Genomic DNA, 17,003 nt, shown 5'->3' with positions numbered 1-17,003 from the left:
TGCTCAATATAGCCACGTCGATCACTCCGTTCCCCTGCCCGTTGCCGAGCAGGTCAGTGTTCTACGTGGGTCAATATTCGATGCAAATTACTGCCCTGGCCGGGTCAAGTTTCCGTGCAAATCAACACCGTGCTATCCATCAGCGATTCGAGCGCACCGCGCAGACCGTCGCGGGCATCGGCCGCATGGGCCGTGGCCGCTGTTGTTTCGCGCGTACCGGACGGTTGCGGAGCCTCGTCGGGTTCCGGGTCGGGGTCATGGAGCGCAGCTGCCAGGTAACCGGGATACGGCGCGAAGGATTCCCATTCGTCGCCCTCGTCGAAGGCAGAGGGAGGCGGGTAGGCGCGTGGTGCGGCGCGTGCAGCACTGGCAGGCGGCGGAACGACGGGTGACGGCGGTTTCGGTGCGCGGCGGCGCAGGACGAGCCAGGCGATGGCTGAAAGCCCTGTGACGAGTGCGAGCGCCATGGCAGCGAGTAGTGCAGGGTGAACGGAAGGATTCACGGAACCTCCTGGGCGAGGTACGCTGCTGCGGGATTGCAGCGGCGGAGCGGCCTCAGGTGGCCGTGCTCAGGCAGGTGATATAGGTCTGAAAAATTCTGGAATCCGCCCGCGCCCGCACAGGAGCGGGAGTGCAGTGGGATGGGCGGTGCGTTGCATTCGTGCAATGCCGGGCCGTTCAGAAAGTGCCACGGCAGGACGTGGGTTAATGGCACCGCGTTGAATATTCATCAACCATTCTTGTTAACTATCGTCAGATCTGATCTCTCCTGACAGTGTCTTTCGGACCGTTCGGGTATGCCCGCATTCCGGTTAGCCATTTTTCTGCCTCGTCAACCCCGGGGGCGGCAAATAACCCAGTTCGCATATTGTGTTGTGTTTCCGCATTTCCATGCGGACTTTTATGTCAGATTAATAAGTGTTTCTGTAAATTACATCCCGTTACAAAATCAGTCTGACGATAAAAAATGAAGTACGGGGTGCATCGGCTTGCGTCAGGCAAGCCGCGGGGTACGCCTGTGGCCATCGGGGAAGTACTTGGCTGCTGCGCGAATGACGGGAACATCGTCACGAAAGACCGGGGGTTGCGGCCGGTCTTTACACGTGTCATGCATGGCGCGGATGCTGTGCACGCACGAATACTGCACAACCCGGCTGTTTCGAAGCAGGCGTGCAGATTCGCTGCGCACGGTTCGCAGCCGCGTCTGCGCGTCATCGAAGCCACGAGGAAAGGGGGGCGTGCCGAGCATGACGGCACGTTCCACGCGCTAGCGCGACTGCCCGAATTCTCTCGCGCCGCCGAAGCGGCGGGACGCGGTCTGGCGCGCTTCGTGAGTGTGTGCCGATGAGCCCGCGTAAATCCGGCCGAACCGCGTGCCGTCTCGCAGAGGGCAGCCGTGCACGCCGGCGCGAGCGCAGGCAGCTTGCATGGGCATGTACTGCCCTGCTGCTTGCCTCGCTCACCCCACTCGCGCACGCTCAATCCAACGATCCGCTCGGCGAGCAGGAACAGCGTCGACGGGCTCAGGAGCAGGCGACCGAGCGCGAGCGCGCGCTACACGCGCCCAACGTTGCGCTTCAGCCTGTCGAGCGCGCACCGGAAGACGACGGCAAGGTACCGGCCGAAACGCCGTGCTTCAAGGTCGAAGAACTGACGCTGGAGGTGCCACCCGGCCTGAGCGATATCGTGGAGGCGGCTGGCGCGCGCGGCCTGTCGCCCAATCCGCTCTTTCCAGGTGGGCTGACTTTCGCGAGCGATTACCTCCAGCGCTATCGCGGTCAATGCGTGGGGCGGGAAGGGCTGAACCTGATCGTGCATCGGGTGATGGCCCGCATCATCGAGAAAGGCTATTCGACAACGCGTGTCGTCATCGGCGCGCAGGACATCTCGACCGGCAGGCTGAAGCTCCAGCTGATCCCCGGCGTGATCAGTGCGATCCGCTTTGCGGATCCGTCGACGTACGGCACCTGGCGCAACGCATTCCCGACGAAGGCTGGCGACCTGCTGAACCTGCGCAATCTTGAGCAGGGTCTCGAGCAGATGAAGCGTGTGCCGAACCAGGACGTCGACATGCAGATCGTTCCGGGACCGTCAGCCGGCGAAAGCGACGTCGTGATTACCGTGAAGCGCACCAAGTCGTGGTCGCTCTCCGTGAGCGCCGACGACAGCGGACTCAGGTCCACGGGCCAGTTACAGGGCAGCGTGAGCCTCACGCTCGACAATCCGCTGGGCCTGTCCGATCTGCTCAACATCGGCTACAGCCACGACATCAACGGCCACACGAGCCAGTACGGCACCCACGGCAGCAGCGCGTATTACTCGATTCCCTGGGGCAACTGGACGTTCACGGCGACGGGCAGCCAGTACGACTACCACCAGCAGATCGCCGGCGCGTTCACAACGCTCGTCTCGAGCGGCAAATCAAGCAACTTCGACGTGAAGGCGGAGTACCAGTTCTACCGCAACCAGGTGCAGAAGAACATGGTGGAGTTCCGCATCGGCAAACGCTTCAGCGAAGCGTTCATCGACGGCACGGAGATCGACGTCCAGCATCGCGACAACAGCTACGCGGAAGTCGGCTGGGAGCACAAGCACTACTTCGGCGCGGCGCAGCTCGACAGCACGCTGGCGTATCGCTGGGGCGTGCCGTGGTTCGGCGCGCAGGCCGATCTTCCCGGGGTCGGCGCGCCGACGTACTACTACCACATGGAAACGCTCGACGCGACCTTGAGCGTGCCGTTCGCCATCGCTGGTCTTCCCCTGCGCTACACCGCGACCGTGCGGGCCCAGAACACGCCGAACGTGCTCTATCCCACCGAGTATTTCTCGATCGGCAGCCGCTATACGGTGCGCGGCTTCGATGGCGACACCATGCTCGCCGCCGAGAAAGGCGTGTTCATGCGCAACGAGCTGGAAGTCCCCATTCCGCGCCTGGGTCAGGCCGTGTACGTCGGGCTCGACGGCGGCGAGGTCTTCGGTCCCGAGGCCAACAACCTGCTGGGGCGCCGTCTCGTCGGAGCGGTGATCGGCCTGCGCGGCAGCGCATTCAAACACGTCAGTTACGACGTCTTCATCGGCGGTCCGTTGTACCAGCCCGAGCGTTTCCCGAACCACTGGCCCGTCGCGGGCTTCAGCGTGAGCTTCATGCTATGAACACGAACATCTATCGCGTGATCTTCAATGCCGGCCGCGGCGTGTGGACTGTCGTGCAGGAGACCGCGACGGGCTTCGGCAAGGGGCGCTCGGCCGGGACAACGCGTAGGGCCACCCTCGCTGCTGCGCGTTGCGGCTTCATCGATATGCTGCCGATGCGGCACGTCGCATTCGCCGCGCTGTGTGTGTTGGGCATGCAGCCGCTCGTGGTGGATGCCCAGGTCGTGGCCGCGCCCGGGGCCGCGGGCACGAGGACGGCGGTCGGTGTGAGCGCCAATGGTCTGCCGGTGGTGCAGATCGCAACGCCGAACGGTGCCGGCGTATCGAACAACACCTACACGCAGTACAACGTGGGTTCGTCGGGCCTCATTCTCAACAACTCGGCAAACAACGTGCTCACCCAGCAGGCCGGGTATGTGGCGGGCAACCCGAACCTCGCCTCGGGCAGTGCGCGTGTGATCGTCAACCAGGTCGTGGGCGGCAACGCGAGCCAGTTGCTCGGCTACACCGAGGTGGCCGGGCAGCGGGCGGAAGTCGTCATCGCGAATCCTGCGGGCATCTACTGCAATGGCTGTGGCTTCATCAACACGAGCCGCGGCATTCTGACGACCGGCACGCCGGTCTTCGGCGGCACCGGCAGTCTGGACGCGTTTCACGTGACGGGTGGTCAGATCCAGGTGGGCGCCGCGGGCCTCAACGGCAGCAATGTCGACCAGGTCGACCTGATTGCGCGCAGCGTGGCAATCAACGGCAAGGTGTGGGCGGGGCAATCGCTCAATGTCGTGGCGGGCAACAACGACGTTCGTCACGACGATCTCAGCGCCCAGTGGCTTGGCCCGGACGGCAACAGCCCCGGTGTGGCGATCGACGTCGCGCAACTGGGCGGCATGTACGCGGGCAAGATCCGGCTCGTGGGTACGGAGGCGGGCGTCGGCGTCAATAGCGCCGGCACGATCGCGTCGCAGTCAGGCGATGTCCAGCTCAACAGCCAGGGCAAGGTGACGCTTTCGGGCACGACGAGCGCGAGCGGCAACGTGGCGATTTCCGCGGCCGGCGATGTGTCGAACAGTGGCTCGGTCTACGCCACCCAGAACACGACGCTGAACAGCCAGGGGCAGGTGAACAATAGCGGCACGGTAGCGGCGCTCGGTAACACTGCCGTGACCGCCGCGAGCGTGAACTCGGGCGGCGTGCTCGGTGCGGGCGTCGATGCGAACGGCAACGTGACGGGCAGCGGCAGTCTCACCGTGACGGGCACGGGCGCTGTTGCCGCCACTGGCCAGCAGATGTCGGGCGGCAATCTTGCGCTGTCGGGCAGCAGCCTCGACATGGCAGGTGCGCAAACGTTGGCTCGGGGCGATGCGTCGCTGATCGCGACGGGCGCGGGCGGCGATACCGGCAACATCGTTCATACGGGCGGTTCACTGCAGGCCAGCGGTAGTCTGACGGCGAACGCCGCCGGCACGTTCTCGAACGATCAGGGGCAAACGGGCGCAGCGCAGCTGGGCGTGACCGCAGGCGCCATTTCGAACCGCGGCGGCACGCTTTCGCAGACCGGTGCAGCCGACACGACGCTGGTTGCTTCCGGCGCGCTCGACAACACGGGTGGCACGATCACCACCAACGCGCAGAATGCGACGCTGCGCTCAGGCAGCTTCACGAACGCGAATGGACAGATCAGCCAGGCGGGCAACGGGACACTGAACGTTCAGACGGGGTCGCTCGACAACAGTCGCGGCAGCATTGCTACGAACGGGCGGGCCTCGGTTACCGCGGCGAGCCTTGCCAACAGCGCGGGTTCGATCACCTCCGCACAGTCGCTCAACGTCGCATCGAACGGCGACATCGACAATACGGCGGGTCGGCTCGAAGCAAGCGGGGCCGTCGACGTATCGGCGGCCAACGTGCAAAACGCCGGCGGGCGCATCGTGTCGCAAAACGGCGATGGTCTGACGCTGACGGCGAGCGGCCAGATCACGAACGCCTCGGGCACCACCGCGCAAGGTGTGACGGGCGGCGTAATCGGCGGCAATGGCAACGCGACCATTCGCGCAGCGTCACTCAGGAACAGCGGTACCGTCACCGCTGCGCAAACACTCGGTGTAACGACCTCGGGCGCGCTCGACAACAGCGGAGGCACGTTGAACGGCGCGACGCTGTCTGCGAATGCCGCGTCGCTGAAGAACGCAGGCGGGGCGATCAGTGGCAACACGGTGTCCCTGAGCGCGCCGCAGTTCGACAACAGCAGCGGCCAGATCACGGCGAACCAGCTGAATCTCAGCGCGACCCACTTCGCGAACGCACATGGTGTGCTTACCCAGCTCGGCACCGGCGCGATGGGTTTCGACGTGAGCGGCGCGCTGGACAATTCGAACGGCGGCGTGATCCAGACCAACAGCACGGACCTCACGCTGGCGCCTGCCACGCTCGACAACAACGGCGGCACGATCACGCACGCGGGTACCGGCACGTTGACCATCGATGCGGCCAGCGGCGCGGGCAGTGTCACGAACGTCGGCGGCACGGTGACCACCAACGGACGGGCTGCGCTCTCCGCAGGCAGCATCGACAACACACGCGGGACGATCAGCGCCCAGACCGGACTTGCCGCGGCCGTCGCCGGTGCGCTCGACAACACGCACGGGCAGATCGTGTCGAACACCGACATGAGCCTGGTCAGCGGCGGCGCGCTGACCAACGCCAGCGGCACGATCGCGGCGACGGGCGACGGTTCGGTACAGGCTGCGTCGGTCACGAACAGCGGCAGCATCACCGCGGGCCGGACACTCAGTACTACGGCAACGAATACGCTGGACAACAGCGGCGGCACGATGAGCGCACAGACCGTCACCGCCCGCGCCGCCTCGTTCAGGAACGCCAGCGGTGTGGTCAGCGGCAATACGCTTTCCTTCGTCGTGCCGCAACTCGACAACAGCGGCGGCCGGATTACCGCCAATCAGCTGGATCTGGCGGCGACGAACCTGACCAATGCGCAAGGTTCGCTGACCCAGCTGGGATCGGGCGTGATGGGCATGAGCGTGAGCGGCACGCTCGACAACTCGAACGGCGGGGTGATCCAGACCAACAGTACGGACCTCACGCTCGCGCCGGCCACGCTCGACAACGACGGCGGCACGATCACGCACGCCGGTACCGGCACGTTGACCATCGACGCAGCGAACGGCACAGGCGCCGTCACGAACGTGGGGGGCACGATCGTCAGCAACGGCCGTACGGCGCTTTCAGCGGGCAGCGTGAACAACACCGGTGGCGCGATCGGAGGTCACTCGGGGCTTGCCGCGACGGTGGCGGGCGCAGTTGACAACACGCGCGGTCAGCTTGCATCGAATGCGGACCTCGACGTGTCGAGCGGCGGTGCGCTCACCAACACCGGCGGCACGATGAGCGCGACGGGCAACAGCTCGGTGCAGGCTGCGTCGTTGACGAATGGCGGCACGATCACGGCAGGCCAGAACCTCGACGCCACGGTGGCAGGGGCGCTTGACAACAGCGGCGGCACGATGAGCGCCCAGAGCGTGACGGCCCACGCCGCATCGCTGCGTAACGCGGGCGGCACAGTGAGCGCCAATACCGTATCGCTGACGGTGCCCCAGCTCGACAACAGCAGCGGCAAGATTGTTGCGAACCAGCTCGGTATTACCGCGACGAATCTGACGAACGGGCACGGGTCACTGACCCAGCTTGGAACCGGCGCCATCGGGCTGGATGTCAGCGGCACGATCGACAACTCGAACGGCGGCGTCATCCAGACCAACAGCACGGACCTCACGCTTGTTCCCGCCGCGCTCAACAACAACGGCGGCACGATCACGCACGCCGGCACCGGAACGTTGACCATTGCTCCGGGCAGCGGTGCGGGATCGGTATCGAATGTCGGCGGCCATGTCGCGACGAATGGGCAGGCCACGATATCGGTGCGCAGCCTCGACAATACGGGCGGTACGCTCGCCTCGCAGGGCTTGATGTCTGCGGTCGTTCAGACCGTGCTGAACAACACAGGCGGCCGGTTGTCGTCAGGCACGGGATTGACTGCATCGAGCGGGGGCGCGCTCGTCAACGCGGGCGGCGTGATCGGCGCGGGCGGGGCTGCCGCAGGCAGCACGCTCAGCCTCACCGCGAGTTCGATCAACAACGCGGGCGGCGCGATTACCAACGTCGGCACCGGCGCGACGACCGTCAACGGCGGCAGCCAGATCGCGAACAGTAACGCCGGTGGCGCGGCGGCCATGGGGGCGATCAGCGGCAGCGGCAACGTCACGCTGACAGCAACGTCGATATCGAACACGCAAGGCGGCCAGCTGAGCGGCGCGAATTTGCAGATCAACACGGGCAGCCTCGACAACAGCGGCGGCAGGATCGGCAACGTCGCAAGCAGCACCGGCGACGTCGGCATTACGACGGGCGGCAATCTGAACAACGCCAGCGGGCAGATCGGGGCGTCCCGCAATCTCTCGCTCGCGGTCAGCACGCTCGTAGGCGGCGGCTCGTATAGCGCCGTCAACGACCTCACGCTGAACCTGCAGGGCAATTTCACGACGGCCCCCGGCTATGGCTTCCGCGCGGGACATAACCTGACGTTCACGTTGCCGGGCACGTTCAGCAACGGTGGCTCGCTTGCCGCGGTCAACGGCCTCGTCATCGATGCGGGCGATATCCAGAACACAGGAACCGTGGCGGCCGGTGGGCTGCTCGCTACGCATTCGAATACGCTCACCAACACGGGCACGATCGTTGGCGGCAGTCTCTCGCTCAATGCGACGCAAGTCCTGCAGAACCTGGGCACAAGCGCATTGATCGGTGCGACCGACAGCGCCGGCGTCCTCGAACTGCTCTCCGCCGATATCGAGAACCGGGACGACACGACTGCAACCGATGCCCCGGCGATGACCGCGATCTATGGACTCGGCCGGGTCGTGCTGGCCGGAGGCAAGGACGGGAACGGCAACTACTTCAACGCGGGGTTCGTTCACAACCAGTCGGGCCTGATCCAGTCGGGCGGCGACATGCAGATCGCTGCCAACCAGGTGACGAACACGCGACGTGCGATGAGCACATCCGGGTTCACGTCCTCGGTCGCCCCGGCTTTGCTGCAAAGCCTTGGGATCAGTCTGTCAGGGTGTACGGCCACTGACATGGCTGCCTGCGGCCCCGGTAATCCGCAGGTCATGGGCTCGAAAGGCAGTCCGACGATGATCGGAGGCGTGCCCACCGATCCGCCGCACGGCGGTCAGTGGAACAGCACGTACCAGTACACGACCTATACGGGTGTAGCAGTCGCCAACACCGTCACGTCGGTGAGTCCGGGCTCGCAGATCATCGCGGGCGGCAACCTGAACGCCTCTTCGGTCGGCACATTCCAGAACTACTGGAGCCAGGTGGCGGCCGCGGGCAATATTGCGATGCCGGCTACGCTCGACCAGAACAGCTGGCAGGGACAGACTGCACCGCAGGTGCAGGTCACCTATTCCGGCGAATATCACTACGACAACTACGACAACAGCGAACACAACTGGCAGTTGCCGTTCGGCGACGCGCCGTTCGTCGGCTCCCGCCCCGGCGGCTACACCCAGGCAGCGCCCGCTGACATCCGCACGTATGCGCTGCCCGCCTACGAGTCTTCGTTCACCGCGGGCGGCACGTTGAGCGGCACCGGCGTGACCATCAACAACACTGCGGGCAATGCGTCCGTGACGCCGCTCGGACTGCTGCCGGGGCAAAGTATTTCCGGCGCTGGTGCAGGGTCGGTCAGCGGAACGATTGCCGCCGGCTCGACAGGCGGCAGGGTCGGTGCCGGTTCGGTGAGTGGAACGGTCAGCACGGGCGGCGGCGCGCGGGCCGTGACCGGCGCGGTCCAGGGTGGCCACATCGCCAACAGCGGCCTCGCCAACTTCAACAATCCCGTCATCGCGGGCGCGACTGCGGTGACGGTGCTCAACAACATCACGTTGCCGAAGGGCGGCCTCTTCAGCGTCGATGCCGCGCCGAACGCGCCGTACCTCGTGGAGACGAATCCGGCGTTTACAAGCCAGCAACAGTGGCTCTCGAGCGACTACTACTTCCAGCAGATGGGCATGAACTCCGGCCAGATCCAGCTGCGGCTGGGCGATGGGTTCTACGAACAGAAGCTCGTGCAGGACCAGATCATGTCCATGACGGGCAAGTCGGTACTGACGAACTACGCCAATACGCAGGACGAGTTCAAGTCGCTGATGACCTCGGGCGCAGAGCTTGCGAAGTCGCTCAATCTCGCCCCTGGCACGGGCCTGTCGCCTGACCAGGTGTCGCAACTGACGAGCAACGTCGTGATCATGCAGAGCCAGATCGTCGATGGGCACGAGGTGCTCGTGCCGGTTGTCTATCTGGCGAAGGCGAGCCAGGAGAACATGGGCAACGGCCCCGTGATCGCCGCGACAGACATCGACCTTCAGAACGCAACAACGGTCACCAACAGCGGCACGATCAAGGCGACGAACAGCTTCGCCATCAGCGCACAGAGTATCGACAGCTCATTCGGCACGCTGCAGAGCGGCGGCAACATGGCGCTCGTGACGGCAGGCGACGCGAACCTCACGTCGGCGACCGTGAACGCCGGCAACCTCGCGTTGCAGACGGGCGGCAACCTCGTGCTCGATACGAAGGTAAAGACGCTCGACCAGGTGAGCAGCACCGGCGCAACGCGCGTCACGGCAACGCTTGGGCCGCTGGCGAGCATCAACGTGGCGGGCAACGCGACCGTCATTACCGGCGGCAACTTCGAGCAAAACGCCAGCAGCCTGAACGTGGGTGGCGCGCTGGGCATGAACATCGGCGGCAACTGGAATCTGGGCTCCGTACAGACCGGCGAGCACAAGGTTGTGGAGCGGGCCAACGGCGTGTCCGACACGGACATGAACCAGTCGGTCGGTAGCGCCGTCAAGGTGGGCGGCATGTCGGCGATCGCGGTGGGCGGCGACCTCATAGCGACAGGGGCGAGCATCAAGCTGGGCGGTGGCGGCACGATCGCGGCGGCCGGCAACGTGACGCTGCAGGCAGCGACTGCGACCTCGACCGTGAACAGCAACAGTTCCGGCAGCGACCATCACGGTAGCTACGCGGAGACGCTGCATACGTCGGATGACGCGCTTACGGCAACGACGCTGCAGAGTGGTGGCAGTCTTTCGATGGTGGCAGGAAAGGATCTGACTCTCAGAGGCAGCACGATAAGTCTCGATAAGGGCGAGGTCACGCTTGCGGCCGCAGGCAATGTCGACATCGGCGCGGCCAAGGAAACGCACGAACTGAATTCCCATGAAACGCACAGCCACAGCGTGCTCGTGAGCGGGACAGCAGTAGCCAGCGGGCTCGACCAGACCGCAACGCTCAGCCAGGGCAGTACGATCTCGGCAGACGGAGTGACGATTGCGAGCGGAAAGGACATATTGGTGACAGGCAGCAACGTCGTTGGGACCAACGATGTGACGTTGAGAGCTGCGCATGATGTGAAAATTACAACGTCTCAGGACACCCAACAGCAGAACACCGACTACAGCAAACGCGAATATGGTTTCCTGTCGGGACTGAATCCCCTGAACCAGCTCGATGGCGGCCTGCAGGGCTATACGGTCGGCGTGCGCAAAACGACTGACGCCCAGCAGATGACGGAGACGACGAACAACGGCAGCATGATCGGTTCGCTTGGCGGCAATCTCACCATTGCCGCAGGTAACGACGTTCATATCACGGGTAGCGCGATCCACGCGGGAAGCGATCTCAACCTGGCCGGAAAGAGCGTCACGATCGATGCCGCCCAGGACACCGCGACGCAGAACGAGCAGCAGTCGTTCAGCCAGACGGCTATTTCCGCAGGTGTGAGCAGCCCCGTTCTTGCTGCTGTCCAGACGGGCGTCCAGATGGCGAAGGATGTCAAGCACACCGGAGGCGATGCACGCCTTGACGCGCTGGCTGCAGCGACGACCGGCCTCGCGGCGAAGAATGGGTACGACGCTGTAATGCGCGATCCGGCCCACGCAGGCGGAATCGGTATCAATGTGTCGCTGGGAACGAGTCACAGCAACAGCAACTCGACAGCCGCTTCGAGTACGGCCGTCGGGAGCATGGTTTCCGCGGGCCGGGATATTAACATTGCGGCCGCAGGCTCGGGAGTCGCCAGCAACATTGACGTTATTGGCAGCAGCATCAGCGCAGGACGTAACGCGACGCTGAACGCCGAAGGCAACATCAACCTGCAGGCGGCCCAGAACACTACCAGCCAGCACAGTACCAACAGCGGGTCGAGTGCGAGCGTGGGCGTGACATTCGGGTTCGGCCAGCAGAACGGTATCTCGTTCCAGCTTGGGGTGTCCGGTACGAAGGGGCACGCGGACGGCACGGACTCAACGTGGACGAACACGCACGTCGATGCTGGCAATACGCTTACGCTTAAATCCGGTGGCGACACGAACCTGCAGGGCGCTGTTGCTTCCGGGCTGCAGGTGATTGCCGATGTCGGTGGCAATCTCAACATCCAGAGCCTGCAGGACGTCACCCACTACGACTCGAAGCAGCAGAGCGGCGGCGTCGCAATAAGCGTGTGCGTGCCGCCCATCTGCTATGGCGCAGGTTCGAGCGTGTCGGCGAACTTCAGCCAGAACAAGACGTACAGCGACTTCGCCAGCGTGACCGAACAGTCTGGCATCAAGGCCGGCGATGGAGGTTTCCAGGTCGATGTGAAGGGCAACACCGACCTCAAGGGCGCGGTCATCGCGAGTAGCGACAAGGCCGTGCAGGACGGGTTGAACAGCCTCACAACGGCGACGCTCACGCATAGCGACATCGAGAACCATGCGGAGTACAGCGCGCAGCAGGTCGGCATAGGCGGCGGCTACTCGTTTGGCGGCAGCACCAAGCCGGATAGCGGAGTTGGCAAGGACCAGAAAGGTAACGCGACGAACGTTAATCCGATCAGCGGTACGCAGCAGTCGACCTACAAGGGATTCTCTGCGACACCGCCTATCGCACTGAGCGCGTCAGGCGACGCGAGTTCCACTACGAAGAGCGGCATCAGCGGCGGCGCCCTTACTATCACCGACAGTGGGAAACAGCAGCAGCTGACCGGGCAGACGGCGGCCGAAGCAGTGGCCAGCATCAACCGCAACACGTCCAATACGGGCGGCTCGCTTGCACCAATCTTTGACAAGGACAAGATCCAGGCCGGGTTTGACATCACAAGCCAGTTCATCAATCAGGTAGGGACGTTTGTTGATAACCGGCTGAAGGACGTCGACGCTGCCAAAGCAGCGGCTAACAATTCCAAGCTCACACCGGAACAACGGGCGCAGGCACAGCAGCAGGCCGATCAACTAGCCGCGGAGTGGGGGCCCGGTGGCACCTATCGTCAGGTGTTGACAGCATTGACGGCGGCCGCCGGTGGAAACGTGACGGGCGGTATGGGGCAGTTTGCTCAGGCCGGTCTCGTGAACTACCTGCAGCAACAGGGCGCGGCGTATATCGGCAAGCTCGTTGCAGATGGAACGATTACTGAAGGCAGTCCATTGCATGCAGCATTGCACGCCATCGTCGCGTGTGCCGGCGCTGCGGCAAGCAGTCAGAGTTGCGGTGCAGGGGCAATGGGCGCCGCTACGGCGAGCCTGCTGACCAACCTCTTCAACAGCACCGGCGCGAACGATACCGAGCAGCAGAAGCAGGCGAAGGAAAATCTGATAGACACGCTGGTTGCCGGAATTGCCACGGCCACAGGAACGAACGCCGCTACCGCCACAAACGCTGCAATCTCTACCACCGACAACAACTACCTGACCCAGAAGCAGCAGACAGCCCGGGCACTCGCGAAGGCGAATTGTGCTTCGTCACCGGATCCCGCAGCGTGCCGCACAAAGGTCCAGCAGGCCTATGCAGCGCTGTGGGACGCGAACGAGGCCAAGGTGAAGAACTGCTCTACGGCAGACGCGTGCAAGGCTGCGCTTACAGACCTGCGGGGGCAACAGTCCGAATATGCCGCACGCGAGAATGTGCTGCAGGAGAAATTGTCTTCTGGGACTATTACGACAGCTGAACTCGACGAGCTCACAAGCCTGAAGTTCTCTGACACAAACTTGATCTCGCTTCGTACTGAGGCGCTGTCGAATCTTATCAAGTATGGTGGGCAGGAGGCGCTGGCTTCGTTGCAAGGCTCCCAGCTGATAGCGGACATTGGTATTGGAGCCGCGCCCGGAATTGGGGGAGCATTGGCCGGCGCAATAACTGGCGTAGGACGTGACGGGATACCGCTCGTGAATGGGCGCTATCCGATCAATAGCAAATATGCAGGACAAGAATATCCTGTAGAGAACTTGCCTCCTGAACTTCAGGAAAAGTATCCGCAAGGCGTACAATTTAACTCGCAAGGATTCCCTGATTTCAGCCCCTACGCACGGGCAAAGGTGAGCGTCGAGGGGCTGACAGGAGACTACAGTAAGGACGCAGCTCTCTCGAACAAAGCAGCGGGCTTTTCGCAGACCCCAGACGGCTACGTTTGGCATCACGTCGAAGATGCAGAAACGATGCTGTTGATCCCTCAAGACATACATGACGCAGTGCGCCATACTGGCGGAGCGGCAGTCCTTAAGTGAGGTGGAATTGAAGATCAAAACCCGTGATGCATTACCTAGGCCGTCTTCCGATGTAGTGTCGGAGGTTGAGCGCAAAATTGGCCGACCTCTCCCAAGTGAATATGTTGCGAGCCTACAGACGTTGAATGGTGCATATTTTGGTCCCAACGAATTTTCTCTTCCGGACGGCCACAAGGCCGGAGTAACCCAATTCCTTCCGTTTAACCGTGTTATTCAACATATGGGATACATGGAGCAGACGCAGGTTTTGGGTTATTTGCCTATCGCCCACGCCGAGGGTGGAAATTACGTCTGCCTTTCTTTGTGCGACGGCGATTTTGGGCGAGTTTATTTTTGGGATCATGAAGTTCCAGGATATGACGCGTTGTCGAGAATTGGAAATTCGTTGAATGAATTTTTAAATTCTCTTCGCCCATTTGAAATAGGCGATGTTTTTCTTGATCCTGCTCGAATCAAAGAGGTTTGGGTTGATCCAGAATTCCTGAAAAGTCTGAAGAAGGACTAGAGGCAGAGTTCGTTCAGCCTCGGGAAGACTCCGCAGAAAGCAACAGCTAGTTGGGGGAAAGGATGGAAGGCCGTTGACACAGCTATCGCCGCAACGAGCTCGGCGTCCCGCTGGGCATTGCGCTCCTACTGCATTGCGCGGCTGCGGTCACGAGAGGCCGAGTGTGTTTCGCGATCGCGTCGCCAGTACTCCGAATGTTGGCCACACCAGGTGGCCGGAGCCTTTGCCTGGTTCTCTCGATAGTCAGGATCCGCGAAGTAGCTCATGCTGCAAAGCGCTCCGGCAGGCAGCGTGGTAGGACGCCGATGAGCAGTATTGTTGATTCGGAACCTGTGCGAGCGGAGTGAACGGGGTGCCGCCGGTGGCACAGCTGCGAGCCGGTCTCGTGACGAGGCTCCAAGCCGGCACATTTGCGATGCATAGTCAGCGCATGCCGGCCGGCTCGTCGGTGAACGTCATGTCTTGACGTGTAGAGAAGAGCGTGGACGTCCGACCGGCGTAAACTGTCCAGACTTACCGCGGGAAAGTGATATGACTCGAGATCACGAGATGTAACGGGAAGCCTGTGAACGCCTATATGAGGCGGCATCCCAACGATGCGAGCGAAATCATCATGAAGGCAAGTCTGGTAGCAACGAAAAATTGGTTCCCCAGCTCACGTCCAAGGTAATCGGAGCGGCAAGATGGCGAGAGATTTACTTGCCCCTACGCCTTATTGGGACCACTGGATTGACCATTCGCACAATCGAATTGAACACATGTGGGCGAAGTGCAAAGAACCTCCGTCCAATCCACGCTATCGTCCGCAGTACGTTTTTGAAATTGCCCGGGAATACTGGCAATTGATGTTGGAGCGCTATTCACGCCGAGATCCCGTTCGTGAACTGATGCGGTATTTTCCCGGGGTGTTGATTTGCAAATCAACACCCCCGGATCATGACTGCGGCTGGGGGCGGGAATCATGTCGAGCCTAGCTGGCCATAGCCCCGATTACCGGGGCGTGAAGATAGTAACGGGGCTGGCTGTACCCACGGGCGTCCTCATCGGCCACGTGACGCCGGCGCTCGAAGCCGCTCGCAAGCCCTGCGCGAGGAGGGAGTGAGGATGAACCCGCAGCGAGTGCATCGGCTGATGCGTCAACACTTCCCCGAGATTGACGCTGTGCGCCACGAATGGATCAATGTGGCTGACCAGCACGGCGTGCGACGCGAGATTCTCGAGTCCATGCTGCAGGCGTGGCTCGATGCGCCGTATCTGCTCGTTCAGGCCCACCGCCGGCTGGGAGACTATCTGCCGCGCGAAGCTGCGCTCGACTTCATCTGCCAGCACGTCGGGGCGGGTTGGGGCGGTTATATGCGCGTGACGGACCGGGAATTCTCTGCGTTTGTCGTGATTGCAACGAACGGCGTGGCCTCGGCATGGCGTCCCTAACGAATGCCGTGAGAGCCTGAATATGACTGCGTGCCACGGTAATGGCAGCTACGAGGAGGAGCAGCGATATGCTGGGATATGGCAGCGGCAGGCGCGTGGAAGGGCGAGGGGACGGGGCGTTCTTTACAGGACTGCCCGCCTGGGTGCTGGCCTTTCGTGACAGGAATGACGAAGCGCGCATCGTGATGGACCTGACCGAGGCCGGCTGCGTCGTGGTGTGCTTTGCATCGAAGGTCGACGCACTGATTGCGGCGACGTGTCTGCGACGGATGGGCCGGTACTGCACCGTTTTGCCGGCCGGCACGATCCCCGCGCAGCAGTTCCGTGATGCTGATGGCCGTGGGCTCGTGGCGGACGTCCACCTTGGTTGGGCGACATGCGGAGGCCGTCTGCTGATACGGCGGGATGGCATGCCGGCCCGGCTGGGCCGGGTCATGCATCACTGGGCGCAGGAGCCGTTTCGTTGTAAGCAGCCGACCATGACCGTCTTGAAGGATTGCCGGTAGCTGGCAAAGATAGCGTCCGCCAAATATTTCGCGGACGCGACAGTGGACAATTCTGACGACGTGGTACAGGCGGCCCCGAAGCGGCCGAATTTCTCGGACGAGTATCGGCGAGCGATCGTCGAGATGACCATGCAACCCGGAGCCTCGGTTTCGCGAATCGCCCGGGAGCATGGCCTGAACGACAACATGGTGTTCAAGTGGCGGCAGCGGTTCAAGAGGGAGTTCGCCACGAAGACGAGTGTTCCTGCGCCGGTACCGGGCATCACCGGCTCAACGCCGTTGCTGCCGGTAAGCGTCATCGATGCGCCGTCATCGCCGGCGAAAGAGCGCAGCGCGACGACCGCCGGCTGCTGTGAGGTAGAAATCGAGGTGGGCAAGCGCCGCGTGCGTATCCGTGGCGTGTCGCTGGAATTCGCGGAGCGGTTTCTGCGGGACTGCCTGAAGTGATTCCACCCAACACGCGGATCTGGATTGCTGCCGGAATCACCGACATGCGCTCTTATGCGGTGTTACTCGTTATGCGTATTCGAAGCGAATTCCTGTCGCCCAAGCCGCGGAGATTGCTGTTTGCCGTGCTTGATTACTTTGCATAACGGGAGTCTCCTGAGGATACCGCCAGGCAGGCGGTCGAAGGAGGTTTGGCTATGGCTACCCCGAACAGTTCTTACGCGGCACAAATGCACGCACTGACTCCAGGTGCACTCGGGCCGTATCTCGACGAGTTCACCGCGGAGCTTGCAAACAATGGGTATGCACAACTTACGATTTCCGAATACGCCG

The 17,003-nt window shown here is 62.7% G+C and carries 7 protein-coding genes; 6 read left to right on the top strand and 1 reads right to left on the bottom strand.

The features are described from left to right. Nucleotides 1-104: 104 nt before the first annotated feature. Nucleotides 105-503 (bottom strand): hypothetical protein, encoded by a 399-nt coding sequence (locus PKKP23_RS32135; RefSeq protein WP_126879901.1) that lies wholly within the window; start codon nt 501-503, stop codon nt 105-107. Nucleotides 504-1,344: 841 nt separating this feature from the next. Here PKKP23_RS32135 and PKKP23_RS32130 point away from each other — a divergent pair. The 6 genes from PKKP23_RS32130 (at nt 1,345) to tnpA (ending at nt 16,670) form a co-directional block, all read left to right on the top strand. Next, nucleotides 1,345-3,153, top strand: coding sequence for a ShlB/FhaC/HecB family hemolysin secretion/activation protein (locus tag PKKP23_RS32130; RefSeq protein ID WP_126879900.1), 1,809 nt, complete (start codon nt 1,345-1,347; stop codon nt 3,151-3,153). Beyond that, nucleotides 3,150-13,781 (top strand): hemagglutinin repeat-containing protein, encoded by a 10,632-nt coding sequence (locus tag PKKP23_RS32125; RefSeq protein ID WP_126879899.1) that lies wholly within the window; start codon nt 3,150-3,152, stop codon nt 13,779-13,781. Before PKKP23_RS32130 ends, PKKP23_RS32125 begins: the two co-directional genes overlap by 4 nt. A 7-nt stretch (nt 13,782-13,788) precedes the next feature. Then, nucleotides 13,789-14,286 (top strand): SMI1/KNR4 family protein, encoded by a 498-nt coding sequence (locus PKKP23_RS32120; protein WP_161978192.1) that lies wholly within the window; start codon nt 13,789-13,791, stop codon nt 14,284-14,286. Nucleotides 14,287-15,390: 1,104 nt separating this feature from the next. After that, nucleotides 15,391-15,717 carry a hypothetical protein gene (locus PKKP23_RS32110; RefSeq protein WP_126879896.1) on the top strand — a complete coding sequence of 109 codons (327 nt, stop codon included), beginning with the start codon at nt 15,391-15,393 and terminating at the stop codon, nt 15,715-15,717. A 68-nt stretch (nt 15,718-15,785) separates the two neighbouring features. Next, complete coding sequence (locus PKKP23_RS32105) at nt 15,786-16,223, top strand: hypothetical protein (RefSeq protein ID WP_126879895.1); 438 nt, start codon at nt 15,786-15,788, stop codon at nt 16,221-16,223. Nucleotides 16,224-16,265: 42 nt separating this feature from the next. After that, nucleotides 16,266-16,670 carry an IS66-like element accessory protein TnpA gene (gene tnpA / locus PKKP23_RS32100; RefSeq protein WP_126879894.1) on the top strand — a complete coding sequence of 135 codons (405 nt, stop codon included), beginning with the start codon at nt 16,266-16,268 and terminating at the stop codon, nt 16,668-16,670. Nucleotides 16,671-17,003 lie beyond the last annotated feature (333 nt).

The sequence above is a fragment of the Paraburkholderia kururiensis JCM 10599 = LMG 19447 genome, from assembly GCF_003986935.1.
Taxonomy (GTDB): domain Bacteria; phylum Pseudomonadota; class Gammaproteobacteria; order Burkholderiales; family Burkholderiaceae; genus Paraburkholderia; species Paraburkholderia kururiensis.
This window is presented reverse-complemented; position numbering and strand designations above follow the sequence as displayed.

Excerpts from the sequence above, each read along its gene's own strand:
- PKKP23_RS32125 (WP_126879899.1), top strand. The coding sequence starts at position 3,150 with ATGAACACGAACATCTATCGCGTGATCTTCAATGCCGGCCGCGGCGTG.
- PKKP23_RS32110 (WP_126879896.1), top strand. The coding sequence starts at position 15,391 with ATGAACCCGCAGCGAGTGCATCGGCTGATGCGTCAACACTTCCCCGAG.
- PKKP23_RS32105 (WP_126879895.1), top strand. The coding sequence starts at position 15,786 with ATGCTGGGATATGGCAGCGGCAGGCGCGTGGAAGGGCGAGGGGACGGG.
- PKKP23_RS32130 (WP_126879900.1), top strand. The coding sequence starts at position 1,345 with ATGAGCCCGCGTAAATCCGGCCGAACCGCGTGCCGTCTCGCAGAGGGC.